This window comes from Pedobacter sp. ASV28, from assembly GCF_016428855.1.
Classification (GTDB): domain Bacteria; phylum Bacteroidota; class Bacteroidia; order Sphingobacteriales; family Sphingobacteriaceae; genus Pedobacter.
The window spans coordinates 1-22,885 of the sequence record NZ_JAELTN010000070.1 but is presented as its reverse complement, the minus strand read 5'-3'; the positions used below and the strand labels follow the sequence as shown (position 1 = coordinate 22,885).

Annotated in this window: 22 protein-coding genes and 1 pseudogene; 18 read left to right on the top strand and 5 right to left on the bottom strand. The window is 37.1% G+C overall.

All coding sequences use genetic code 11. The features are described from left to right. The 5 genes from JHD79_RS19525 to JHD79_RS19505 form a co-directional block, all read left to right on the top strand. On the top strand, positions 1-1,134 hold a 1,134-nt coding region (locus JHD79_RS19525; protein ID WP_199121038.1), incomplete at its 5' end, for an aldehyde dehydrogenase family protein. A 119-nt stretch (positions 1,135-1,253) separates the two neighbouring features. Continuing rightward, positions 1,254-1,628, top strand: a complete 375-nt coding sequence (locus JHD79_RS19520) for a DUF779 domain-containing protein (RefSeq protein ID WP_199121037.1) — start codon at positions 1,254-1,256, stop codon at positions 1,626-1,628. Between the two features lie 190 nt (positions 1,629-1,818). Further along, positions 1,819-2,835, top strand: a complete 1,017-nt coding sequence (gene adhP / locus JHD79_RS19515; protein WP_233164794.1) for an alcohol dehydrogenase AdhP — start codon at positions 1,819-1,821, stop codon at positions 2,833-2,835. 115 nt (positions 2,836-2,950) lie between these two features. Beyond that, a complete protein-coding gene (locus tag JHD79_RS19510; protein ID WP_199121035.1) occupies positions 2,951-3,145 on the top strand; it encodes a hypothetical protein in 195 nt (64 codons plus the stop codon). A gap of 97 nt (positions 3,146-3,242) precedes the next feature. Beyond that, the gene (locus JHD79_RS19505; RefSeq protein WP_233164793.1) at positions 3,243-3,815 is read left to right on the top strand and encodes a class I SAM-dependent methyltransferase; all 573 of its coding nucleotides are present in this window, start codon (positions 3,243-3,245) and stop codon (positions 3,813-3,815) included. A 126-nt stretch (positions 3,816-3,941) separates the two neighbouring features. On the opposite strand, the gene JHD79_RS19500 is transcribed toward JHD79_RS19505, so the two are convergent. Continuing rightward, on the bottom strand, positions 3,942-4,361 hold the full coding sequence (locus tag JHD79_RS19500) for a thiol-disulfide oxidoreductase DCC family protein (RefSeq protein WP_233164792.1): 420 nt from the start codon (positions 4,359-4,361) through the stop codon (positions 3,942-3,944). A 153-nt stretch (positions 4,362-4,514) separates the two neighbouring features. Between JHD79_RS19500 and JHD79_RS19495 the strand changes: the two genes are divergently transcribed. The 3 genes from JHD79_RS19495 (at position 4,515) to JHD79_RS19485 (ending at position 7,343) form a co-directional block, all read left to right on the top strand. Then, positions 4,515-5,339, top strand: coding sequence for an aminotransferase class IV (locus JHD79_RS19495; protein ID WP_199121032.1), 825 nt, complete (start codon positions 4,515-4,517; stop codon positions 5,337-5,339). 94 nt (positions 5,340-5,433) lie between these two features. After that, positions 5,434-6,084, top strand: a complete 651-nt coding sequence (locus tag JHD79_RS19490) for a FadR/GntR family transcriptional regulator (protein WP_199121031.1) — start codon at positions 5,434-5,436, stop codon at positions 6,082-6,084. Between the two features lie 44 nt (positions 6,085-6,128). Continuing rightward, positions 6,129-7,343 (top strand): MFS transporter, encoded by a 1,215-nt coding sequence (locus JHD79_RS19485; protein WP_199121030.1) that lies wholly within the window; start codon positions 6,129-6,131, stop codon positions 7,341-7,343. A gap of 57 nt (positions 7,344-7,400) precedes the next feature. Here JHD79_RS19485 and JHD79_RS19480 read toward each other — a convergent pair whose 3' ends face one another. From JHD79_RS19480 to JHD79_RS19465, 4 genes are read right to left on the bottom strand one after another with little or no spacing between them, the layout of a single operon-like run. Then, positions 7,401-8,597 carry an ABC transporter permease gene (locus JHD79_RS19480; protein WP_233164791.1) on the bottom strand — a complete coding sequence of 399 codons (1,197 nt, stop codon included), beginning with the start codon at positions 8,595-8,597 and terminating at the stop codon, positions 7,401-7,403. Continuing rightward, positions 8,594-9,556: an HlyD family secretion protein gene (locus JHD79_RS19475; RefSeq protein ID WP_199121029.1), complete on the bottom strand. Its 963-nt coding sequence runs from the start codon at positions 9,554-9,556 to the stop codon at positions 8,594-8,596. Before JHD79_RS19475 ends, JHD79_RS19480 begins: the two co-directional genes overlap by 4 nt. A gap of 3 nt (positions 9,557-9,559) precedes the next feature. Then, positions 9,560-10,951, bottom strand: a complete 1,392-nt coding sequence (locus tag JHD79_RS19470) for a TolC family protein (RefSeq protein WP_199121028.1) — start codon at positions 10,949-10,951, stop codon at positions 9,560-9,562. A gap of 3 nt (positions 10,952-10,954) precedes the next feature. Beyond that, complete coding sequence (locus JHD79_RS19465) at positions 10,955-11,389, bottom strand: MarR family winged helix-turn-helix transcriptional regulator (protein WP_199121027.1); 435 nt, start codon at positions 11,387-11,389, stop codon at positions 10,955-10,957. A 230-nt stretch (positions 11,390-11,619) separates the two neighbouring features. Here JHD79_RS19465 and pyrR point away from each other — a divergent pair, with 230 nt between their 5' ends. The 10 genes and pseudogenes from pyrR to JHD79_RS19415 form a co-directional block, all read left to right on the top strand. Further along, positions 11,620-12,180 carry a bifunctional pyr operon transcriptional regulator/uracil phosphoribosyltransferase PyrR gene (pyrR, locus tag JHD79_RS19460; RefSeq protein WP_199121026.1) on the top strand — a complete coding sequence of 187 codons (561 nt, stop codon included), beginning with the start codon at positions 11,620-11,622 and terminating at the stop codon, positions 12,178-12,180. An 80-nt stretch (positions 12,181-12,260) separates the two neighbouring features. After that, positions 12,261-13,196, top strand: a complete 936-nt coding sequence (locus JHD79_RS19455) for an aspartate carbamoyltransferase catalytic subunit (RefSeq protein ID WP_199121025.1) — start codon at positions 12,261-12,263, stop codon at positions 13,194-13,196. A gap of 2 nt (positions 13,197-13,198) precedes the next feature. Further along, on the top strand, positions 13,199-13,510 hold the full coding sequence (locus JHD79_RS19450) for a hypothetical protein (protein WP_199121024.1): 312 nt from the start codon (positions 13,199-13,201) through the stop codon (positions 13,508-13,510). Positions 13,511-13,852: 342 nt separating this feature from the next. Continuing rightward, positions 13,853-16,870, top strand: a complete 3,018-nt coding sequence (locus JHD79_RS19445) for a tetratricopeptide repeat protein (protein ID WP_199121023.1) — start codon at positions 13,853-13,855, stop codon at positions 16,868-16,870. Between the two features lie 10 nt (positions 16,871-16,880). Next, positions 16,881-18,587, top strand: a complete 1,707-nt coding sequence (locus JHD79_RS19440) for a TonB-dependent receptor (RefSeq protein WP_199121022.1) — start codon at positions 16,881-16,883, stop codon at positions 18,585-18,587. A gap of 53 nt (positions 18,588-18,640) precedes the next feature. Next, positions 18,641-20,290, top strand: coding sequence for a hypothetical protein (locus JHD79_RS19435; protein ID WP_199121021.1), 1,650 nt, complete (start codon positions 18,641-18,643; stop codon positions 20,288-20,290). A 7-nt stretch (positions 20,291-20,297) separates the two neighbouring features. Then, a complete protein-coding gene (locus JHD79_RS19430; RefSeq protein ID WP_199121020.1) occupies positions 20,298-21,011 on the top strand; it encodes a MotA/TolQ/ExbB proton channel family protein in 714 nt (237 codons plus the stop codon). Beyond that, positions 21,011-21,412 (top strand): biopolymer transporter ExbD, encoded by a 402-nt coding sequence (locus JHD79_RS19425; RefSeq protein ID WP_199121019.1) that lies wholly within the window; start codon positions 21,011-21,013, stop codon positions 21,410-21,412. The genes JHD79_RS19430 and JHD79_RS19425 overlap by 1 nt, the downstream gene beginning before the upstream one ends. Position 21,413: 1 nt before the next feature. Beyond that, entirely contained in the window at positions 21,414-22,229 is an 816-nt protein-coding gene (locus tag JHD79_RS19420) for an energy transducer TonB (RefSeq protein ID WP_199121018.1), read from the top strand. 219 nt (positions 22,230-22,448) lie between these two features. Beyond that, positions 22,449-22,885: pseudogene (locus JHD79_RS19415) on the top strand (bifunctional folylpolyglutamate synthase/dihydrofolate synthase); the annotation flags it as partial.

Here is a 22,885-nt window from a genome sequence, read left to right as displayed (position 1 = left end):
GGTGTAATACGTGCGGAAGAAGGGTCTCATACCGAACTGGATGAACATACCGTATCCTTAATTGTACATGAGCCTATCGGGGTAGTGGCACAGATCATTCCTTGGAACTTCCCCTTGTTAATGGGAATTTGGAAATTAGCTCCGGCATTAGCCGCCGGAAATACTGTAGTGCTTAAACCTGCAGAAAGTACCCCTACATCTATCATGATATTAATGGAGCTGATTGGCGACCTATTGCCCCCGGGCGTAGTTAATGTGGTAAACGGATTTGGAGCAGAGCTGGGTCGCCATTTGGTAACCAATCCCAAGGTAGCTAAAGCAGCTTTCACGGGCTCTACCCCTACCGGTCGGTTAGTGATGCAATATGCCACAGAAAACATTATTCCCGTAACCTTGGAACTGGGAGGAAAATCACCAAACATCTTCTTCAGATCGGTAATGGACCAAGATGATGCCTTTCTTGATAAAGCAATAGAAGGTGCGGTGTTGTTTGCCCTCAACCAAGGGGAAATCTGTACTTGTCCATCAAGACTATTGGTACAAGAAGATATCTATGAAAAGTTTATAGCTAAAGTAATCGAAAGAACCGAAGCCATTAAAGTCGGTAGTCCATTAGATCAAACTGTAATGATGGGGGCTCAAGCTTCTAAAATCCAATTTGAAAAAATAAAATCATATATCGAATTGGGCAAACAAGAAGGAGCAGAACTTTTAACAGGTGGAGACATCAATCAATTACCCGGCGAATTGGAAGGAGGTTATTATATCAAACCTACTATCTTCAAAGGGCATAATAAAATGCGCATCTTCCAAGAGGAAATTTTTGGACCTGTGCTCGCCGTTACTACCTTCAAAACAGTGGAAGAAGCCATTGCCATTGCCAATGATACATTATATGGCTTGGGTGCTGGTGTGTGGACACGAGATGCACATGAGCTATACCAGGTACCTCGTGCCATTCAGGCAGGACGCATATGGGTAAATCAATACCATGCCTATCCTGCAGGTGCACCTTTTGGCGGTTACAAACAATCTGGCGTAGGTAGAGAGAACCATAAAATGATGTTGGGTCATTATCGTCAAACAAAAAACATGTTGATCTCTTACAATAAGAACAAATTAGGCTTCTTTTAGTAGCTAACCAATGAAGATAAGAGATTGCTTCGCAAAGCTTGCAATGACTAAAAATCAAATGTCTTTGCGAGGAAGAATGACGAAACAATCTCTATTGGAAACTATAAAAATAACGTAAAATGGTTAAGCGATTAGACAGTACCGAAAAAGCAAAAGAACTGATACGAGAACTAAAAGCCCAATATGGAGAGCTGATGTTCTATCAAGCAGGTGGATGCTGCGAAGGCACCCAACCCCAATGCTTCGAAAAGGGTGGCTTCTATGTCAGAATGAATGATGTATGTATAGGTACTATTGAAAATTGTGAGTTTTGGGTAGATAGGGACTTATTTGAATACTGGAAACACTCACATTTTACGCTCGATGTATTAGATGGTTTTGGCGTTGGGGGATTTTCATTAGAAACACCACTAGGCAAGACCTTTAAAATACATTACAGGTTGTTTACCGAAGCAGAGCTAAACGACCTAGAACCAATTACCCATGCAAAATAATTCTTAGTTTATATTTTGGTTTGATTTGCCAGCGGGCCGAAGCCTGCTGGCTTTTTTAGTATTAAGCCTCCATATGTGCATCAAATCTTTTTTATAACTGATGGAGGTCACACTTCAAACCTCCTTGTCTTGCTATTTTTAATTATTCAATAATTGTTCACTAATTTATTTCGTTATGCTTCCAAAAACCATGAAAGCAGCTGTTGTCCGAGAATTTGGGGCACCGTTGCATATCGAAGAAGTTGAGGTTAAAAGACCAGGCAGAAACCAAATCCTGGTCAAAGTTATCGCCAGTGGCGTATGTCACACCGACCTTCATGCTGTAGAGGGCGATTGGCCGGTAAAACCCAAAATGCCTCTTATTCCAGGTCATGAAGGTGTTGGATACGTAGTAGCAGTAGGGCCTGATGTAAACAATGTTAAGGAAGGCGATGCCGTAGGCATACCTTGGTTATATAGTGCATGTGGCTGTTGCGATCATTGTATTACGGGCTGGGAAACTTTATGTGAAAGCCAACAAAACGGTGGTTATAGCGTAGATGGAGGTTTTGCAGAATATGTAATTGCAGATGCACGTTATGTTGGACATTTACCAGCAAATACAAATTTTCTAGAGATGGCCCCTATTTTATGTGCCGGTGTTACCGTTTACAAAGGATTAAAGGAAACTGAAGTAAAGCCAGGAGAATGGGTAGCCATTTCAGGTATTGGAGGTTTGGGGCACGTAGCGGTACAATATGCTAAAGCCATGGGCATGCATGTAGCAGCGATAGATGTAGGCGATGATAAACTGGCATTGGCTAAAAGACTTGGTGCAGACTTAATTATAAATGCCAAACATCAAAATCCGGGCGAATTCTTAAAAAAAGAAACCGGTGGTATGCATGGGGCACTCATCACTGCGGTTTCTCCAATTGCCTTTAAACAAGGTTTAGAAACATTGAGAAGAAAAGGTACAATGGCCCTCAATGGCTTACCTCCAGGCAATTTCGACCTATCTATATTTGATACTGTACTTAATAGAATTACCATTAGAGGATCCATTGTAGGCACACGCAAAGATCTACAAGAAGCCATAGCATTTGCCGTAGAGGGCAAGGTTAAGGCAAATGTAACTGCTGCTAAGCTAGAAGACATCAATGAAGTATTCTACCGTATGAAAAAGGGACAGATTGAAGGTAGGATGGTATTGCAAATAGCAGATTGACAATTTAATTTAGTCAACTTATACAGAACCAGTAAGCCATGGCTTACTGGTTTTTTATTTTTTTTAATAAAAATGCCATGCAAAAACCTAATCTTTGAATATTAGACTGATGATTATGTTACGTAAGATTTTGGCCATTACCTGTACTTTAATTACATTGTTCGCCATTAAAGAAACTATTTTTATCTTCACCACTTCGCAAACAGATATTGTTGAACATAGAGATCAATTAAAATTAGTTAGCTTAAGCATCACCATTCCATTAATGATCGTTAGCCTATGGCTATGGCGACCAAAACCCAAACCATAATTTTATAAAATGAGCAGTATTGATGATTTGAAAAACTTAGCATCGCAATTAATTAAGCTGTCCAAAAGATAAAGCTGGTATTGAAATAGCCGATGTTATGCATGAAAGCAATTTCGGAATGACCAAACACACCATCGACGCATTAGATATTAGCAATAATGATAGCATCTTGGAATTGGGACATGGTAATTGCAGGCATTTACCTGAGATTTTAAACCGGGCTACAAATATTTCCTATTATGGCTTAGAAATATCAGAATTAATGCAGGCTCAGGCCATGCTGATCAACAAAGCTGCTGTAGCAAACCATAAAGCTTTCTTTCAATTATATAATGGGGATACCATTCCCTTCCCATCGAATTCCTTTGACAAGATATTAACCGTAAACAGCATCTATTTCTGGAAAAATCCAATTGAGCTATTAAAGCAACTTCATGGGCTGTTAAAACCAAATGGCCTACTAGCTATAGGCTTTGCCGACAAAACGTTCATGGAGACCCTACCTTTCACTCCTTATGGTTTCGAGCTGTACAACAGAGAACTAATGGAAGCACTAGCTAATAATGCTGGTTTTAACCTATTATCAATCAGTGAGCATAGAGAAACGATAAAAAGCAAAGCAGGTGAGGAAGTCAATAGGCTTTTTTATGTGGCTACCTTAAGTAAGTAATGGCCAACAAATTTGATCTTTAGCTAATTTAATCTACAATATTAGGTATTGCATAAGTGATTAAAATGGGCAATTGCTTTCTTCAAAGCTTATCAGAAATGACCTTATGATATAAAAAACTGGATCTTAACCTAAAAATTTATTTTTAAGCGCTGCTGTAGGTACCCAACATAGCTCTTGCTTACCAAACCATTTATATCGATTGCTGGCTATAAAAGCATAAACTACATTACGTATGAAAGAAGGCACTATGATAAAAACATAGAGCAGCGGCCATAAGCCGTTTAGCTTTTTCAACACCCTTAATGCTGCTGTAGATTGCTCGTAAATCTTTCCATTTTCCAATAGCACAAAACTATCTCCTCCTCTTGTTTTAAGTTCGACCGAAGAAAGCTGCTTTTGTGCAAAATCGCTTTGCAAGGCCGCAAATCTAAAGTGATCAAAAGGATCTCTTTTAATTACAAATTGAACTGCCCCGCTGCATAAATTGCAAACACCATCAAAAAAGATAACCGGATGATCTTCCATGCCAGGCAAATTAGTCAATCGTTGTAAATTATTTAGATATCAAGCTATTATTTTACAAAGCAAAATATTATTATTTTATAATTTTGGCTTTACAAACACTTATAAAAAAATATTTCGTTTGACGGTCCTAAAATTTATTTTTAGGCTCTATCATTCTATACATCATAAAAAATGAGCAACAGGTACACTTACATCAATGGCAATCTGGTTCTCGAGAATGAGGCCAAAATCTTGGTAACAGATTTAGCAGTGCAACGCGGCTATGGTATTTTCGACTTCTTAAAGATTGTAAATGGCAAACCCATTTTTATCGATGATTACTTTAACCGTTTCTATAACTCGGCCAATGAGATGAACCTTAAACTTCAGATAGGCCGACAAGAGTTGCGGAAGGCTATTTCAACCTTATTGGATAAAAACAATATCGCTAATTCTAGCCTGAAGATGATATTAACCGGTGGATATTCCGAAGATGGCTATTTAATAGCAGAACCTAACCTCATTATCGTTCAGGCCCCATTTGAATATGATCCTTCAAGTTTCCACAAGGGCCTAAACCTTTTATCCCATAATTATCAGCGACAATTACCTACTGTTAAAACTATAGATTATTTGCAGGCCATACGCTTACAACCTCTTTTAAAATTAAAGCAGGCCGATGATCTGTTATACCATCATAACGGAGAAGTAAGGGAATGTCCTCGTGCCAATGTCTTTATGGTAAAAGATAATGAGGTTTTAACACCTAATACAGCTATTTTAAGGGGTATAACGCGCAGCAAAATTTTGGGTATAGAAAGAGACGGAATAAAAATAAGGGAGGAAGATTTTAACTTAGATGACCTCGCCAATGCCGACGAGGCTTTCATTAGTAGTTCTACCAAAAATATTTTACCCATATTTAGCTTAGATGGCAAGCCAATTGCAAATGGGAAAACCGGAAACATAACTGCTTCGTTAAGCAATAGTTTATTGGCATTAATTAATGCCTACTAAAACTACCATAAACCATTAATCAAATTAAAAATTTGAAAATTACTTATATTTTATTGTATTTTTACAATTCATCAGATGATATGATGATAAAACTATGACGATCATACAAAGAAAATCCTTGGCACAAGAAGTAGCCGATGCCCTAAAAATAAAGATTGGCGACGGCACTTATCAACTTAATGAAAAATTGCCTACCGAGCCCGATCTGATGAAGCAATATGGCGTGGGCCGATCTACCATTAGGGAAGCCATTAAACTTTTAGGCAATTCTGGATATGTCACCGTACAGCAAGGCATAGGTACCTTTGTAACCAGTATAAAAGGAAGTGCCGAATTAGACCATAAAATAGAAAAAGCTAATTTTACCGATTTACATGAAATAAGACAGTTACTAGAGATTAAAATAGTTGAACTAGCTGCTTTACATAGAACGGAAGAAGATCTGATCAAAATAAGCAAAGCACTGAATGATCGAAATCTATTTGCCAAAAATGGAGAAACAGGACCATGTATACATGCCGATATCGCTTTCCATGTGGCTATTGCCGACAGCTGTAAGAATAGTTTACTGGCTGAGCTGTATAAAACTACATCTGTTCATATTACTAAATTCTTCATTGATCAATATTCAGACACCAGCACATTTATCGATACACAATTGCTTCATGAAAAATTGTTCCAGCATATTAAAAACCAAAACCCTAAAAAAGCACTAATCATTATTAATCAAATCATCAATATATAATTATTTTTTACTTTAAAACATCAGATGACCTGATGAATTAGCACATGAAAACTTCACCTTCAAACACTTCCTCTATCGAGGTAAACCAAACCGTTTACACTATTTTATTTGCGATTAGCTTTTCGCATTTGTTAAATGACCTCATCCAATCGGTCATTCCTGCAATTTACCCAATGCTCAAGGACAATTTTAAGTTGAACTTTACACAGGTAGGTATCATCACCCTGGTCTTTCAATTAACGGCCTCAATACTTCAACCCTTTGTAGGTTTATATACAGATAAAAAACCCCATCCAAAATCGTTGGCCATAGGTATGGGATTTACATTTCTGGGCTTAATTTTTATGGCCTTTGCCAACAGTTTCTATCTTGTATTAGCCGCAGTTAGTCTAATTGGCATAGGCTCCTCTATATTTCATCCAGAAGCTTCGAGGGTTGCTCACTTGGCTTCTGGCGGCAAGAAAGGTCTAGCTCAATCTATTTTCCAGGTTGGCGGCAATGCTGGTGGGGCAATTGGCCCCTTATTAGCTGCCCTGATCGTAATTCCATTTGGACAAGCCTACATAAGCAGCTTTGCTATTTTGGCGGTATTAGCTATGGTCGTTCTTACTTTGGTTGGCAAATGGTACCAAGCTAACCTTGTTCACAAAAAACAAAATCTTACGGTTAAAAAGGACAGTGAACAAAAACATTTGAGCAAACGTACCGTTACCATTTCCATTATGATATTGTTGGCACTTATATTCTCCAAATACTTTTACATGGCTTCGATGACGAGCTATTTCACGTTCTATCTTATCGACAAATTTGGTATAAGTGTGCAGCAATCGCAGTTTTATCTTTTTGCATTCTTAGCCTCTGTGGCTGCAGGCACTATATTGGGCGGTCCACTTGGAGATAGATATGGTAGAAAACTGATTATATGGGTATCCATCTTAGGTGCTGCGCCTTTCACCATACTATTACCTTATATGAACTTATGGGGCACTATTATGATGGCCATTTTTATAGGCCTAATCATATCTTCTGCCTTTTCTGCAATATTAGTATATGCCACAGAATTAATTCCAGGTAAAGTAGGTATGGTTGCAGGCTTATTTTTTGGTTTTGCATTTGGTATGGGGGGCATTGGCTCTGCATTACTTGGCTGGCTTGCCGATCATAAGGGTATAAGTTATGTTTTTTCCCTATGCTCTTTTTTACCTCTAATTGGAATTGTTACAGGACTTTTGCCCAATATTGAAACGAGAAAAAAATAATATGCATGTTACACTACATCTTAAAAATTTAAGATGTAGTGTAACAATTCATCTGCTCTAATCCGGAAAAATCGGTCCCTTATTATCGCTAAGCTCATGTTGTTTCAGCAGCTTTTTCTTCTTAAAATAAAGAACCGTATAAGACAATACAAAGCCCACAATGGCAATAATCAACAGGTTATAGATATAGGGATAGGTCAAATCTGCCGGTCCATTCTCTATAATTAAGATCCTAAATACGGGCAAAAAATGAGTTAAAGGAATAACAGAAGCTATATATTGTACCCATACGGGCATTTGGCTCAAAGGCCATGTAAATCCTGACAATATAAAGCTTGGCGTGGCGATCACCATTAATACTTCTGTAGCTTTTAATTGGTTAGGTATCAGTATACTCACCAATATGCCTATAAAGCATACAGCCAATACAAATAAACCTGCTACCAAGGTTAGTATGCCCAGGTTTTGATAGAAAGGGATGTTGAACCACCAGGTAAACAACCAGTAAATAAGCCATATCCCAAAACTCATAACCATATAAGGAATGATCTTGACCAAAATTAGGTTTAAGGTAGAAGCAGATTTGTTCACCAAAAACTTAAAAGTATGGTTTTCAAATTCTGAGGCAAAGGACAATGCCAAACCCAACATCAACACCTGTTGCAAAACCGTGGCCAAAATACCAGGCCATAAGAAATACATATAATTGGTAGACCTATTGTTCTTTTTGATAAAAGTAGTTTTAAAAGGTTCATACTGGCTCATCAATAAATTTTCTGGCACCCCTTGCTTTCGTAGGGTTTCCAACTGTACCCCAACCTTTAAGGTACCCAAGCAAACCTGCAATGCGGTAGAGGCATAATTGGCTGTCAATACGTTGGCCGTATTTACAATGGTGGTAATTTCTGGGTATTTCTTAGTAAGCACTTGTTTTTCAAACCCTTCTGGTATAATCACAATACAAACAGCATCTTTCTCTATAGCTAGTCGGCTTAGGTTGCTCTCATCCGCTTTAAGTACAGCAATGGTCAATACTTCATTATCCTCCATCATTTGCACAGCCTTTTTGCTCATTTTGCTCTGGTCATGATCTACGACAATGATTGGCAGATGGGTCACCTTGCCTTTGCTATATACGTAGCCTAATAGTACACCGTACATAATAGGCGCCCCTATAAATAATATTCGCAATACACTATTATTCCAAAATAGCCCAAATTCACGTTTCAGTAATTCGAAAAATGTTTTCATCATTTTTTAGCTATGGTTACCGTCGATTTTGTCAATACTTCATTTGCCTGTACAACTTCTTTGGGTTCAACAGTTATTTCATATAGCGCATCTTGCATATTATAATCAGGATAAGCAGTAGCTATATTGGCATATGCCCCTATCTGTTTAATGTTCCTTATCACTCCTTCTATCTTCATATTATTTTTATAAGGCACACTTACCTGTAGGTTTTCTCCTTTTTTATAGTTTGCCAAACTACTTTCTGGAATGGTAAAGCGGAAATACACACTGTTCTTTAAAGATCCAGTAAATAAGGTGTATCCGGGCAAGGCCAACTCGCCCACTTTTAAGGTAATGGTTTCGAGTGTCATATCTTGTGGAGCAATAATATAACGTTCTTTTTCAGCTGTTTTCACTTCTTGTAATGCACCCAATGCCCTATCTTTTTGTCCAAGGGCCATAGTTTGCTGCTCAATTCGCACCCCATTTTTAACGTCGGCTATTTCGGCCTCCACAGCAGTTAGTTGTGCCAATGCACCATGATATTTGGCATATACCTCATCATATTGTTGTTGCGGCACCAGCGAATCAATTACCATGGCATCAATTCTTTTAAGCGATTTTTTGGCAAATTCATATTGTTCTTTCAATGCGTCCTTTTTGGCATTAAGCTGCTTCAACTGGTTTGCCGTAGCGCCATGTACACTCATATTGTATTGTGCATCGGCCGATGTGACGGCCCCTTCTGCCTGTGCTTTTTTAGCCTCTACCTCTGGGATATCCAAAACTGCCAATGTATCTCCCTTTTTTACCAAATCGCCTTCACTTACCTTAATTTTAGCTATACGACCTGCTATTTTACCTACAACTGCTATTTCGTCCCTTTCTACTTTTCCCTGTATAAGGTTATCCATATTATTTTTTCTGTTGCAGGAAACCAGTGCAAACAGCCCCATAATGATAAAAGTATATTTTCCCATAACTTATTTTACTTGAAGTGAGTTTTGTAAATTTCCGATAGATGAAAAGGTCTCTAAAGCAAGTCGTCTCTGTTCAACTATGCTATTAATTTTTTGTAATGACACCTGATAGATATCAGTTTCTGCAGTCAAACGTTCTGTTACATTTATAAGCCCCAGCAGATACTGTTTTTGTGCAACGATTAAATTATTTTTTGCTATTTTTTCACGTTGTTTGGCTATATCTATCTGCTTCAATAGGGTTTCATACTGGGCACTGTTATTTTGTAACTGCAATTGAACTTTTTCTTTGGAATCGGCCAGTTTATTTTCTATTTGCCTGATATTAATTTTAGCCTCGTCTATTTTATGTTTACGTTCAAAGCCACTAAAAATCTCCCATTTCAAAGCCACACCAGCTATAAAATTAGGATACAGTGTAGCTTCATTAAGCCTTAGATTATAATGATTACCAGTTAATGGGCCTGTGAAGCTCGTTCTGGCATCAAAAACCGAAGCGTAGCTATAACTACCAAAAGCACCTATAGTTGGCAAAAAAGTACCTTTTTCTTTTTTAAGTGCATATTGATAAGCATTTTTAAATGACTCTAATGCTTTTATCTCCGCTCGGTTATCGGTATTAAGTAGCCCATTCAATATAATAGGCTCCAACTCATAAACCACACTGTCTATCTGGTTATCATTATAATGGGTCAGCAGGTGTATTTTCTGGTAAAGCACCTTATGTTTTCCTTCCAGCTCTATCTTTTTTGAAGAAAGCTCTAGCGTTGCTAATTTTATCTTATCACGATCGTAAGGAATGGCCAGTCCATTTGCAATGGCTTTTTCTACCCTTTCCGTTTCCTTATTTAGTCTTACCTCACTTTCATCTAGTAACTTTTTGGCTTCATTTAATAGTCTTATCTGATCAAATGAATGTATCACGTCTTTTATAATAGAATCCTTTTGGGGAAGCAGCAACAATTCAGTTCCTTTCTGTTTAGCTTCCAAGGCTTTTGCACCATTTATGATCTGTCCTCCACTAAAAAGCACGCTTTTTGCAGTCAATCCTCCAAAGAATAAATTCCCTCTATTGTTCAGTTTCTGATCTGCAGAGAACAATGTTAATCCAGTAATAGGCAAACTTAACGTGGGAATATCCACATCTAACGTATTCTTAAAATAACCATACATTGCAGTTGCCCCTATAGTTGGAATATATTTATTAAGCACACTTTTACGCTCGATGGCTATTTTTTCGGCTTCTAAATAGTGGTTAGCTAAATTTCTATCTTCTTTAAGAGCCACATTTATAGCCCTCATCAATGTTTCCGAAACCTGTAATTGCTGCTGTGCATACAAGTTGGTTACATTCAGCATAAAGAAGCCAGCCATTATTAAAAATATCTTTTTCATATGCTATGATGTACCTATATTTTTATAAATTTTTTCAAATACATTCTTTACAGTGGTCATTTCCATTTCGGTTAGGCCAGTGGTAATATCATCTAAGGCCCTGTTTGCAACTTTCATTACCTTTTCTTCTGTTTTTACCCCTTTAGGCGTAAGAAATATGAGATTTAACCTTCTGTCTTTTGCATCGGGCCTTCTTTCTATATAACCATCGCGCTCCAAATTATCCAACAACCTGGTTATACTCGGCTTATCCCTTCCTGTTTCATCGGCTATTACTTGCTGAGAAACCCCATCTTCTTTCCATAACTGAACCAGGATAGTCCATTGTTCTTTGGTCAGGTTAATGGTATTCTGCTTGAATTTTTGCGTTAAAAATCTATTTGTATACATAAATAACCGACCTGTAAGCAAATTGTACCTATCTTCTAATGACATCATAATTTAGTTCTCTCAACAATAGTTGCTTGAACAACTACAAACAAGATCTTATTTTGTTTTACCATCATGCCAAATATTTATTTAACCGCAGAAAGCTATCTTATATAACTACCATATATTTATGAAGAACATAATTAAAAACCATTTTTATGATCTAAAAAAATAAACTCATTAAGGCATTTTTTCTAACCTTTTCAACTTTTTCCTTATATTTGCGCAATCCTAGTGCAATGCAAAAGAGAACACTGCTTAGCGGCCAAAAATTTCAGATCACAATTAAGCGACTTTGTCATCAGCTAATTGAGAATCATATCGATTTTAGCAATACTGTTTTAATTGGCATACAGCCAAGAGGGGCTTTTTTTGCCTATAGGGTTTATCAAGAATTATCAGACATCCTTAAGACCAACACCATACAAAAAGGCAATTTAGACATTACCTTCTTTAGGGACGATTTTAGAAGAAAAGACGGGTTGGTTACTGCTAGTAGCAATACCATTGATTTTATTATTGAAGGCAAACAAGTTATTTTAATTGATGATGTACTGTGGACTGGACGTACTATTCGTGCAGCTATGGATGCCTTATTGGCTTATGGGCGACCTGAAAGAGTAGAACTGATGGTACTCATTGACCGTAGATTTTCGAGGCATTTACCTATTGAACCTAACTATATTGGCCAACAGGTAGACTGTATAGACTCGCAAAAAGTTAAGGTCAGCTGGAAAGAAAACGAAGGAGAAGACAAAGTAGTCTTATTATCAGAACCGTCCTTGCCAAAACGAACATAAATCAAAAAACCGATTATTTGGCAAGGTAAGCTCTATCTGACAGTTGAAAACAATATAAAAACAGATAAAAAGCAATAGAAATGGCAGCAGACAAATTATCAACTAGACATCTTTTGGGCATTAAAGATATTAACCTGAATGATATTGAATTGATTTTCGAAACTGCTGATAATTTTAAGGATGTGATCAACAGACCCATAAAAAAGGTTCCATCTTTAAGAGATATCACCATTGCCAACATATTTTTCGAAAACTCAACCCGCACTAAACTTTCATTTGAATTGGCCGAAAAACGGCTTTCTGCAGATGTGGTAAATTTTGCTGCTTCATCTTCATCGGTAAGCAAAGGCGAAACCCTTATTGATACGGTCAACAACATCTTGTCTATGAAAGTAGATATGGTGGTGATGCGTCATCCCTATGCCGGAGCTGGCCAATTTTTGAGTAGGCACATAAAAGCCCAAATTGTTAACGCTGGAGACGGGGCACACGAACACCCTACACAAGCCCTATTAGATGCTTTCTCTATTCGTGAAAAATTAGGTACCGTAGCAGGCAAAAAAGTAGTCATAGTGGGTGATATCCTACATTCCCGTGTAGCTATTTCAAATATCCTCTGCCTACAGAAACTAGGGGCAGAAGTGATGGTATGTGGACCAACCACATTAATCCCTAAACATATTGCTGCACTAGGTGTGAAAGTTGAACATGACCTGATCAAGGCATTAAACTGGTGCGATGTGGCCAATATGCTACGTATACAATTGGAACGTCAGGATATCAAATATTTCCCATCGCAAAGGGAATATGCTTTAATGTATGGCTTAAATAAACAGATACTGGACAGTCTGGACAAAGAAATTGTAATCATGCATCCAGGGCCCATAAACCGTGGGGTAGAAATCACCAGTGATGTAGCAGATAGCAAGCAATCCATTATATTAAATCAGGTAGAAAATGGTGTAGCCATTAGAATGGCCGTACTGTATCTTTTGGCCAGCCAAAATGATAACTAAACATGACTACACAGGAACAAAAGTTCATCGATTACTGGGGAGAAAAAAGAAAGCAGTGGAACTGGAAAACTCACGCCTCCACAACTTTCCTGAAAGTTGTATTACCCTTATGTTTATTGATAGACCTAGTCAATTATTTCATTATTGGTGACACAGAATATACCTTTTTTACCTTTCGCCACCTATTTACTTTCTTCAAATACCTGATCATTCTTTCTGCCCTCATCATCTTGAGCACAGGCTTTATAGAATGGAATTATAATGAAAATAAGTATTGGCGTATCCAACGTAAGCATATGGATAAATTGCAATAAAAGGTCATTCTCCCCATCAAGCCCGCAAAAACAACACTTTGTTAAAAACTTTTAAACAGTCCATACGAAGCTCAATATCATTTCGTTAAATGTCTGTTATCAACAGATGTTAATTTCTTATGTTGATAGCTAAGGGCATAAATTCTATTTTAGTACCAACCATATTTGAAACTGATGCAAACTGTCTTTTTCTATTTACCTCAGTAAATTTGAAAAAATGATGATTTCATCTACTTAAAAAGAATATACACAGATGAAACCATTGTGTGTAGTTATAGATAACCCGAAATGCTTGATAAGCTCGGAATGGTAACTATACACGATTAAAAACAATTTACGCTAATGAAAAAAAAATATTTATTAGTTCCATTATTTATAGCTAGTGGATTTGGTGTTACCCAAGCACAAAGGAGTCCCTTGCTTAGCCTAAATCAAAATTACCAAACCGGTCTAGAGCTTTTACAAAACGAAAAATATGTAGCCGCTGCACAACAATTTAAACTGGTTGAGCAATTTAGAAGCAAAGCGAGCACACAACAACAAAGCAATGCAGAATTATCCATCATAAAAGAAAATGCCAAATTTTATACGGCAGTTTGTGCCATTGAACTAGGTAATGAAGATGCCGAAGCCCTTTTTCAGGAATTCATTAGGGAATATCCTTTAAATCCGAATACGAAGTTGGCTTATTTCCATATGGGGAAAGCTTACTTTGGCAAAAAAAACTATCAAAAAGCATTAGAATGGTTTGAACAAACTGATCCTAACTCCCTTTCCCAAAAGCAAAGATTGGAATATCAGTTTAAACAGGGTTACGCCTATTTCGAACTCAATAATTTTGAAAAAGCAGAACCTCTTTTCGAAAAAGTAAAAAAGGAGGAATCTCCATTTCAAGAGAGCGCTATTTATTATTTTGCCTATATCAATTACCTAAATAAAGAATATAAAACGGCTTTGACCAACTTTGAAAAGTTGAAAGGCTCTCCTACTTATGAAGCCAGCTATCCGTATTATATCACTTCAATGTATTACTTGGACGAACGCTATGACGATGTGATAGACTATGCCATTGCGTCCATGCAAAAAACCAAGCAGAAGTACGAAGCAGAAATGCTAAGTTTAGTAGCCGCCTCTTATTTTGCCAAGTCCGAATTCAAAAATTCAGAGAAATACTTTAGTCAATATTACGAAAAAGATAAAAACCAGGTTAAAAACAACCTATTTATTTACCAATATGGCTATGCCCTATTCCAAAATGGAAAGTACAAAGAATCGGTTAGTGTATTGGAAAAACTTAATGCAGATGATGTATATCTTCAAAATGGTATGTTTACCTTAGGTAAATCTGCACTAAAACTTAATAATAAAGAAAAGGCCAGAAGCGCTTTTTTTAGGGCTTCGAGATTAGACTTTGATAAGAACCTACAAGAGGAAGCTTGGATTAATTATGCCAAATTAAGTTATGAATTAGAATTTAATCAATTAGCCTTAGAAGCCACACAAAGCTTCCTGAAACAGTTCCCAAACTCTAAAAAGATCAATGAGGCCAAAACATTATTGGGAGAAATTTTATTGACCAGTAAAAACTATCAGGCAGCCATAGATATTTTGGAACCCATTCCCAATAAAACTGTAGAGGCTAAAGCCGCATATCAAAAAGTAACTTATTTCAGGGGACTGGAATTTTATAATGAACGTGCTTTTCCCAATGCCTTATCTATGTTTCTCCGCTCAGGAAATTTTCAGGAAGATAGAGAGATTTATGCCTTAAGTGTATACTGGATGGCAGAATCGATGTATGAACTTCGCAAATATGGCGAAGCGGTTAAAACCTTTGAAAAGTTTCTTACCATTAGCGATGCCGAAAAAACTGAAGTTTACAATTTTGCCAATTATGCATTAGGCTATGCTGCATTCGAAGATGAAAAGTATGCCAAAGCAGCCACCTATTTCGAACGCTTTCTAAGGGGTGCAGACAAAGATGCCAAAACGGTAAATGATGCCACCATGAGATTGGCAGATTCATATTTTGTGAATAAAAACTACGGAGATGCATTAAGCAACTACAATAAAATAATAAGCGGTAAACAAACTGGTGAAGATTATGCCTTGTTCCAACGTGGAATGATTCAAGGTCTACAGAAACAAGATGATGCAAAAATTATCACTATGCAAAACCTGCTTAACAAATTTCCCAACTCGAATTATGCAGATGATGCCGGCTTTGAAACCGCTTATACTTATTTCAACAAAGGGGAATTTGAAAAATCGAAAACCGATTTGGTAGGGTTAGTTGCCAAATATCCGCGCAGTAGCTATGTACCAAAAGCGCTAGTTACCATAGGTTTGGTACAATACAATCAAGATCAAGATGACCAAGCCCTCGAATCTTTCAAAAAAGTAATTAGAGATTACCCAAGTGCTCCAGAAGCTAAACAAGCGTTAGAATCGATCAAGAACATTTATGTAGACAGAGGCGACGCTAATGGCTTTATCAGCTATGCTGCCACTACGCCATTGGGCAATTATTCCATGAGTGAACAAGATAACATTGTCTTTCAATCTGCAAATAACATTTATCTAAAAGGAGATGCCAAAGGTGCGTATGAAGCCATTAATGCTTATTTGGAAAAATTCCCTAAACCTATCCATGACAAGGAAGCTAAATTTATAAGGGCCGAGTCATTGGTTAAACTGGGGCGTTCTGCCGAGGCAATTGCTGATTATGACTATATCCTAAATGATTGGACCAGCGACTATACCGAACGTTCGTTGATGAGTGTATCTAAAGTATTGATGCAAGAAAAAAAATACAATGAAGCTGTGGTTTACCTAAAAAGGCTAGAAACCACTGCAGATTATAAAGCTCACCACAGCTATGCCATTAACAATTTGATCAAAGCCTATGGGGAATTGAATATGCCCGATGACATGATCAAATATGCCGATATCATTAAGAACTCCGACAAATCTTCAGAAGAAGAGAAAAATAGTTCTGACCTATATGCAGGAAAAGCCTATCTATTAAAAGCCGACACTGCACTGGCCATCAAAGCATTCAATAACGTGGTAGCCAACACAAAAACTTTGGCAGCAGCCGAAGCTAAATATAATATTGCCGCACTACAATATGCAAAAGGCGATTATAAGGCCTCGCAAAAAACCTGTTTTGACCTGATCAACAATATGCCTTCCTATGATTATTGGGTAGCCAAATCATTTATTCTATTGGCCGACAATTATTTAGGACTTAAGGATAAATTACAGGCAAAATCTACGCTATTAAGCATCATTGAGAGATATGAAGGCAAAGATGATATTATTCCTACGGCAAAAGAGAAATTGGCAAAAATCAACTAGACACAAAAAAATGAGACTAAATAAAATCACTTATATAGCGCTAACCCTAATTTCTGGAACACTTGCCTTAAATGCACAAGAGGTGAAACCTCCTGAGAAAACCGAAAAAACGGTAAGTGAGGAGATCGAGATCATCAGGCCTTATAAACCTGTATTGGCCGAAGCGGTTAAATTGAGAAGAAGCCCTGATCTAGATAATATAAAAACTTACAAAGCTCGCTTTAACTATATATTAACAGACCGTAAACTTGAGCTGAATACCGACATCCAAAAATTACAAGCCCAACAATTGGCCAATGAACTCGAAGCCATTTTATTAAACAATTATGTTAAAGGGGGAGTTGGCAATCTGGGAACCCTTTTGGCTGAAGCCTATATTGGAATGGGCAAAGATCCAGCCCTACAAACAGGCATTTTTTTTAGGCACCTCAGCCAACAGGGCAAATTAAATAAACAGAATGAAAATACACAGCAACTGAGTGCTTTCGGACGTAGTATCGGAGAAAAAGCTACCCTAAATGGCAGAATTAATTATCAAAGGCACGGCCTTTATTTCTATGGTATTGATGAAGCCAATCCTACTTTAAATTCCAATCCTGAAAAACAGGCCTTTAATTTTTTTGAGTTGGAGGGCGAAGTCATCAATAAATTTACACCAGATGAAAATGCCTTGAGTTATGCTGCAAAAATTAATGGCTACCTTCTCAATGATAAATACAGCGCTAAAGAAAATGCCATCACCTTAACTGGTTATCTAAATAAAAGGATCAGTAGCTTTAATTTAGGACTTGCTGCCTCAGCCGAATTTGGGAAGACAAAGGATGTAAATACAGCAGTCTCTAACAATCTGCTCCGATTAAATCCTTATATTAAGCTACAAGCCGGTGGAGTGAAAATTATAGCAGGGATAAACCTTGCCCAAGAATTTAGCACAGTGTCCAACACCAGAATTTTTCCAGCCGTTACGGCCGATTTTACCTTAATTCCAGATTTCCTTCAAGTTTTTGGTGAATTAAAAGGTGATGTAAACCGCAATACCTTAAAAACCCTAACAGACGAGAATCCTTTTCTGAACCATAATATCCTCATAAAGAATAGCGTTGAAAAATTAAGCATTAGCGGGGGGGTAAAAGGTACCGGCGGTCCTGGATTTGGATATAAGGCACGTTTCTATAGCAAGGAAATTACCGATATGCCATTGTTTGTAAACAACTTTGGAGCCTTTAACAAGTTTGATGTTATCTATGATTTTGGCAAAACCAAAATATTGGGCTTAGAAGGAGAGCTAACCGTACAAGTAAGCGACAACCTTAAATGGACGGGAAAATTGAACATGGAAGATTATAAAGCTGGTGAAGAAAAAGAAAGCTATTTTAAACCTCAACTTAGGTTAAGCTCAAACTTTATGTTTACCCTGAACAAAAAATTAACTTTCGACGCATCCGTTGTAATGCAGGACGATAGCAAGGCTAAAGTGTTTTTATCCAACACCCAAAATCCTGATGGCACCTATCCTCCTATACCCGACTTTACAAAAGAGAATATTGTGAATGTTAAAGGTTTCGTAGACTTGGGCGTTGGAGCAACCTACAAAATCAACAATAAGTTTTCTGCATTTGCAAAAGCTAACAACATATTAAACACGAATTACAGTAAATATTTATACTACCGTGTAAATGGTTTTAATATCTTTGGTGGTTTAACCTATTCCTTTTAAAAGGTTAAAATTTATTATTGGTCGATACCAAATTAAAATTTATTTTTACCCAAATGGATATATTACAATACCTAATAGAGCTGCTTAAAATTCGTAAAGAAATTGGAATTGAAGGCTTAGGTACTTTATATAAGAAGAAAACACCCGGAAGGTACGATGCTGATACGCACACATTCTTACCTCCCAACTATGTGCTAGATTTCACGAATAGTGTTAAAGAAACAGCCCACCTTATACAATATATCCAATCAAAAAGAAATATTTCGACAGATGCGGCTAATTACTTTGTCAGTCAATTTGTAGAAGAAGTAAAAAAACAATTAAGAGAAAAAGGTGAATATCAATTAGATGGTCTTGGAAACCTAAAATTAGATAATGATCAAATTTCATTTACTCCCTCAAAAGATAGTCATGTAGGTTTTGACTTTTATGCCCTTCCCAGTATAACGGGAATAACAACGAAAGAAAAAACGGATAACCTCTCTTCTGATCAGCCTTCAGAAATCGAAAATTTGCAAGCGGGTACTGTACAAGATCAGCTTAAATCAACAAGCCAGACAGAAGATGTTGATCATGAAAAAATAGAAGAAAATTCTGTAGCTCTCCCTGAAATAGAAACTAATGAAGAAAATATTTCAGCAGAAGAGCAACATTCTATACCGCACACAGAACATTCGAATGTAGAAGATGCAAACGAAGAAACTTCCGTATCGGCACAAGAAGAGGAAAATATTTCTAACCATACCAATAACGAAAAAAGGATAGAAGAAGATTTCAATAGCGAAAGTCCTTCTTCTGCTCCACAAGAAAATACGGATCCGATAACAGACGAAAATGAAGTTTATGATGAGATAGGAGAAGTTGATGTAAAAAATCCGACCAACCATCCTGAAATTAAAGAAGAAAATCCAACCGCAGAAGATTGGGATTTTGAACAAGACAATATTATTGTAATAGAAGAAAATAAACCTCATGAAAATACAATATCAGAATTCTATCTATCTGATAAGACCAACGACAATAATGATGAAGATGATACTTTAAAACTTATTTCTACGACCAAAGAATGGGATTTTGACCAAGTAAATGACAAATTCGATATCAATAATTCAGACGATGAATTAATTGGCGAGTTTGATGAAATGGAAGATACACCCCAAATTGAAGAAGAAAAAACTTCAATGCCTTTGTATCAAAAAGTAACCATCTTACTTTTAATCTTGTTGGTTATTGGTGTAATAGCTTATTACATAAATCCCAATCTATTAAATAATTTTCATCGAAATGAAACCAATCCAGATGAAAAAATTGCGGTCCCTATAGAAGATCATAATCAGCTTAAAACACAGGCCGATTCCTTATCGTTTGCTGATAGCATTATGAAAAATGCAGAAAAGGTAGGATTGAAAGTAGAACCAGCAAAAGATACGATCAAGGTAACTACTAAAACCAAACCGGTAAACACCACTACTTATGAAATTATTGGAGCTGCTTTTGCTAAGGATCAGGAAGTAGAACAATACATTTCCCACATGAAAAAAAAGGGTTTCGAAGCTAAAATAGCGAATATGCCAGGTAAGATCTATAAAAAGATAAGTATTGCCTCCTATGTCAATCGCGATTCGGCCGATAAAGACCTCAAGAAATTGAGACTCCAATTGAAAAACTCTGACTTATATATTTTTGTAAATAAAAATCAATAACACACACATGATATTATTATTAACCACATTACAAGACTCTGTTCACAATCTTGCAGATACTACTGCACAGGCGGTAAAAACAGCTACAACGGCAAAGCCTGAAGACTTACATTTCATCGATCTTCTTTTGAAAGGTGGCTGGGTCATGATTCCCCTGGGCCTGCTTGCTTTTTTAGGCTTGGTCATTTTTATTGAACGTTATCTTACCATTAGAAAATCGTCAAAGAATGATACCAATTTACTGTTCCAGATTAGACAGAATATAAAAGAAGGAAGATTGGAAAGTGCTATCGCCCTGTGTAAAAATACCCAATCTCCTTTGGCAAGAATGTTAGAGAAAGGCTTAAAACGTATTGGTCGCCCTATTAAAGAAATTGAAGGTGCTATCGAAAATACAGGTAAACTGGAAGTTTCTAAATTAGAAAAGAATATTGGCATTCTGGGGATCATTGCAGGTATAGCCCCAATGCTTGGTTTTGTTGGTACTATTATTGGGGTAATCACCATTTTCCGTGAAGTATCTGTAGAAGGAGCTATTGAAATTGGTACCATCTCGGGTGGTCTATATACCAAAATGATCACCTCGGCAACCGGACTGATTATTGGAATTATGGCCTATGTACTCTATCATATCTTAAATATGATGGTAGAGAAAATCATCCTTAAAATGGAAACAGATGCAATTGATTTTATCGACCTACTAGAAGAACCCGGAAAATAATGAATTTAAAAAACAGAAAAAAGGGAAATGTAGAAGTTCATACCGCTGCATTAAACGACATTATGTTTTTTCTAATGTTGTTTTTCCTATTGGCTTCTGCAGTAGTGAATCCACAAGTGGTTAAACTCTTGCTGCCCCGATCTTCTTCAGGCCAACAGGCAAATAATCAGAAAACAGTTACAGTAAGCATAGACGAAAACCTGAATTACTTCGTTGATAAACAACCTGTAACCCTGGAAACTATGCAGAGCAGAATAGAAAGTTATCTGCAACAAGATACCGATGTAACAATTGTACTTTATGTAGCAAGAGGGGTTTCCATAGAAAATACCATGCAGGTTTTTGATGTGGCCAACAAATTAAAGTTGAAGGTTGTTTTAGCCGTAGAACAAAAGAAATAAAATGGTACCAAACCAAAAAGAAGAAAACAATTATCCAAAGGCATTGGCCATATCTACCCTATTAATGGTGTCGTTTATTGCGTTGAGCTTTATTTGGCTAATCGGCAAATTCGATCCTAACGAAGAATTGGGTATGGGCGGAATGGTGGTCAATTATGGTACTTCTGTTACAGGAATGGGAACTGACTATACCAGCATCGAAGAGCCTTCTATGGCTCCAAATGCCAATGGAAAGGCACCAGATAAGATTACGCCAGACCCAACTACAAAAAGTACCTCTTCGCAACTGAGCGACAAAAATATAACCACACAAGATAGCGAGGATGCAGTGAGTGTAAACACTAAGGAGAACAAAAGGAACGCTAATCCGAGCAGTACACAAAATGACAAACCTGCACAACCTTCTATTAATCCAAATGCCCTCTATAAAGGTAATAAGAACAATGCTACTGGTAAGGGAGATGGTACAGGTACAACCCCGGGCAATCAGGGAGACATAGATGGAGATCCATTGGCCCCTTTTTATGGAGATGGTGGTTCTGGCTATGGAAACAAAGCCCTACCCCTAAGTAATTTTAGGAATTTGGTCAAACCAGATGATGATGGTCAAGAAACCGGCACCATAATGGTCAAAATACAAGTAAACAAACAGGGAAGAATTATTGGCGCAACAGCTGGAGCTAAAGGAACCACATTTTCCAATGATGCCTTATTTAGAAAATGTGAACTATCCATGTTAAATGCTTCTTTAAATACCATAACTAATGGCCCCGAAATAAGAATATTTTATGTTCCTTTTGTCTTTAAGGTGAAGTAACCTGTACATTGTTTTTGCTTCCGTATAAAGGATACCTTATTTTAAATAAAACCCTGAAATTTCTAAGCTTGTTCAATTGCTATGGAGAAGTAAGTCTTCATCTGTTTACCCACTCTGACATTCTAAAAACACTCTTAGATCAGCTAAAATGTCCAAGACAATGCAATAATTATTCTTTTATTTCTGTTTTTCTTAATTTTACCTGCTAAGGACCAAAGAATGACTTTCGATCAGACGATAGATTATCTCTATAGCAAGCTGCCCATGTTCACCAGAGTGGGGGCAATAGCCATTAAAAAAGACCTGGACAATACCATTGTATTTTGCAACGCACTGGACAATCCTCAGTACAAATACAAAACCATACATGTTGGCGGCACCAATGGAAAAGGTTCCACTTCTCACATGCTGGCAGCCATCTTACAAAAAGCTGGTTATAAAACTGGTCTTTATACTTCCCCCCATCTCAAAGATTTTAGGGAAAGAATACGTGTAAATGGCAAAATGGTGAGCAAGCCATTTGTTAGTCACTTTGTTAAAAGTCAACAAGCGCTTATTGAAAAAATTGAGCCTTCTTTTTTTGAAGTTACAGTAGCCATGGCATTCTCCTACTTTGCACAGCAGAAGGTTGATGTGGCCGTTATTGAGGTAGGTTT

Coding starts and splice junctions, on each gene's coding strand:
- JHD79_RS19520 (WP_199121037.1), top strand. CDS start 1,254: ATGGTTAAGCGATTAGACAGTACCGAAAAAGCAAAAGAACTGATACGA.
- adhP (WP_233164794.1), top strand. CDS start 1,819: ATGAAAGCAGCTGTTGTCCGAGAATTTGGGGCACCGTTGCATATCGAA.
- JHD79_RS19510 (WP_199121035.1), top strand. CDS start 2,951: ATGTTACGTAAGATTTTGGCCATTACCTGTACTTTAATTACATTGTTC.
- JHD79_RS19505 (WP_233164793.1), top strand. CDS start 3,243: ATGCATGAAAGCAATTTCGGAATGACCAAACACACCATCGACGCATTA.
- JHD79_RS19495 (WP_199121032.1), top strand. CDS start 4,515: ATGAGCAACAGGTACACTTACATCAATGGCAATCTGGTTCTCGAGAAT.
- JHD79_RS19490 (WP_199121031.1), top strand. CDS start 5,434: ATGACGATCATACAAAGAAAATCCTTGGCACAAGAAGTAGCCGATGCC.
- JHD79_RS19485 (WP_199121030.1), top strand. CDS start 6,129: ATGAAAACTTCACCTTCAAACACTTCCTCTATCGAGGTAAACCAAACC.
- JHD79_RS19480 (WP_233164791.1), bottom strand. CDS start 8,597: ATGATGAAAACATTTTTCGAATTACTGAAACGTGAATTTGGGCTATTT.
- JHD79_RS19475 (WP_199121029.1), bottom strand. CDS start 9,556: ATGGGAAAATATACTTTTATCATTATGGGGCTGTTTGCACTGGTTTCC.
- JHD79_RS19470 (WP_199121028.1), bottom strand. CDS start 10,951: ATGAAAAAGATATTTTTAATAATGGCTGGCTTCTTTATGCTGAATGTA.
- JHD79_RS19465 (WP_199121027.1), bottom strand. CDS start 11,389: ATGATGTCATTAGAAGATAGGTACAATTTGCTTACAGGTCGGTTATTT.
- pyrR (WP_199121026.1), top strand. CDS start 11,620: ATGCAAAAGAGAACACTGCTTAGCGGCCAAAAATTTCAGATCACAATT.
- JHD79_RS19455 (WP_199121025.1), top strand. CDS start 12,261: ATGGCAGCAGACAAATTATCAACTAGACATCTTTTGGGCATTAAAGAT.
- JHD79_RS19450 (WP_199121024.1), top strand. CDS start 13,199: ATGACTACACAGGAACAAAAGTTCATCGATTACTGGGGAGAAAAAAGA.
- JHD79_RS19445 (WP_199121023.1), top strand. CDS start 13,853: ATGAAAAAAAAATATTTATTAGTTCCATTATTTATAGCTAGTGGATTT.
- JHD79_RS19440 (WP_199121022.1), top strand. CDS start 16,881: ATGAGACTAAATAAAATCACTTATATAGCGCTAACCCTAATTTCTGGA.
- JHD79_RS19435 (WP_199121021.1), top strand. CDS start 18,641: ATGGATATATTACAATACCTAATAGAGCTGCTTAAAATTCGTAAAGAA.
- JHD79_RS19430 (WP_199121020.1), top strand. CDS start 20,298: ATGATATTATTATTAACCACATTACAAGACTCTGTTCACAATCTTGCA.
- JHD79_RS19425 (WP_199121019.1), top strand. CDS start 21,011: ATGAATTTAAAAAACAGAAAAAAGGGAAATGTAGAAGTTCATACCGCT.
- JHD79_RS19420 (WP_199121018.1), top strand. CDS start 21,414: ATGGTACCAAACCAAAAAGAAGAAAACAATTATCCAAAGGCATTGGCC.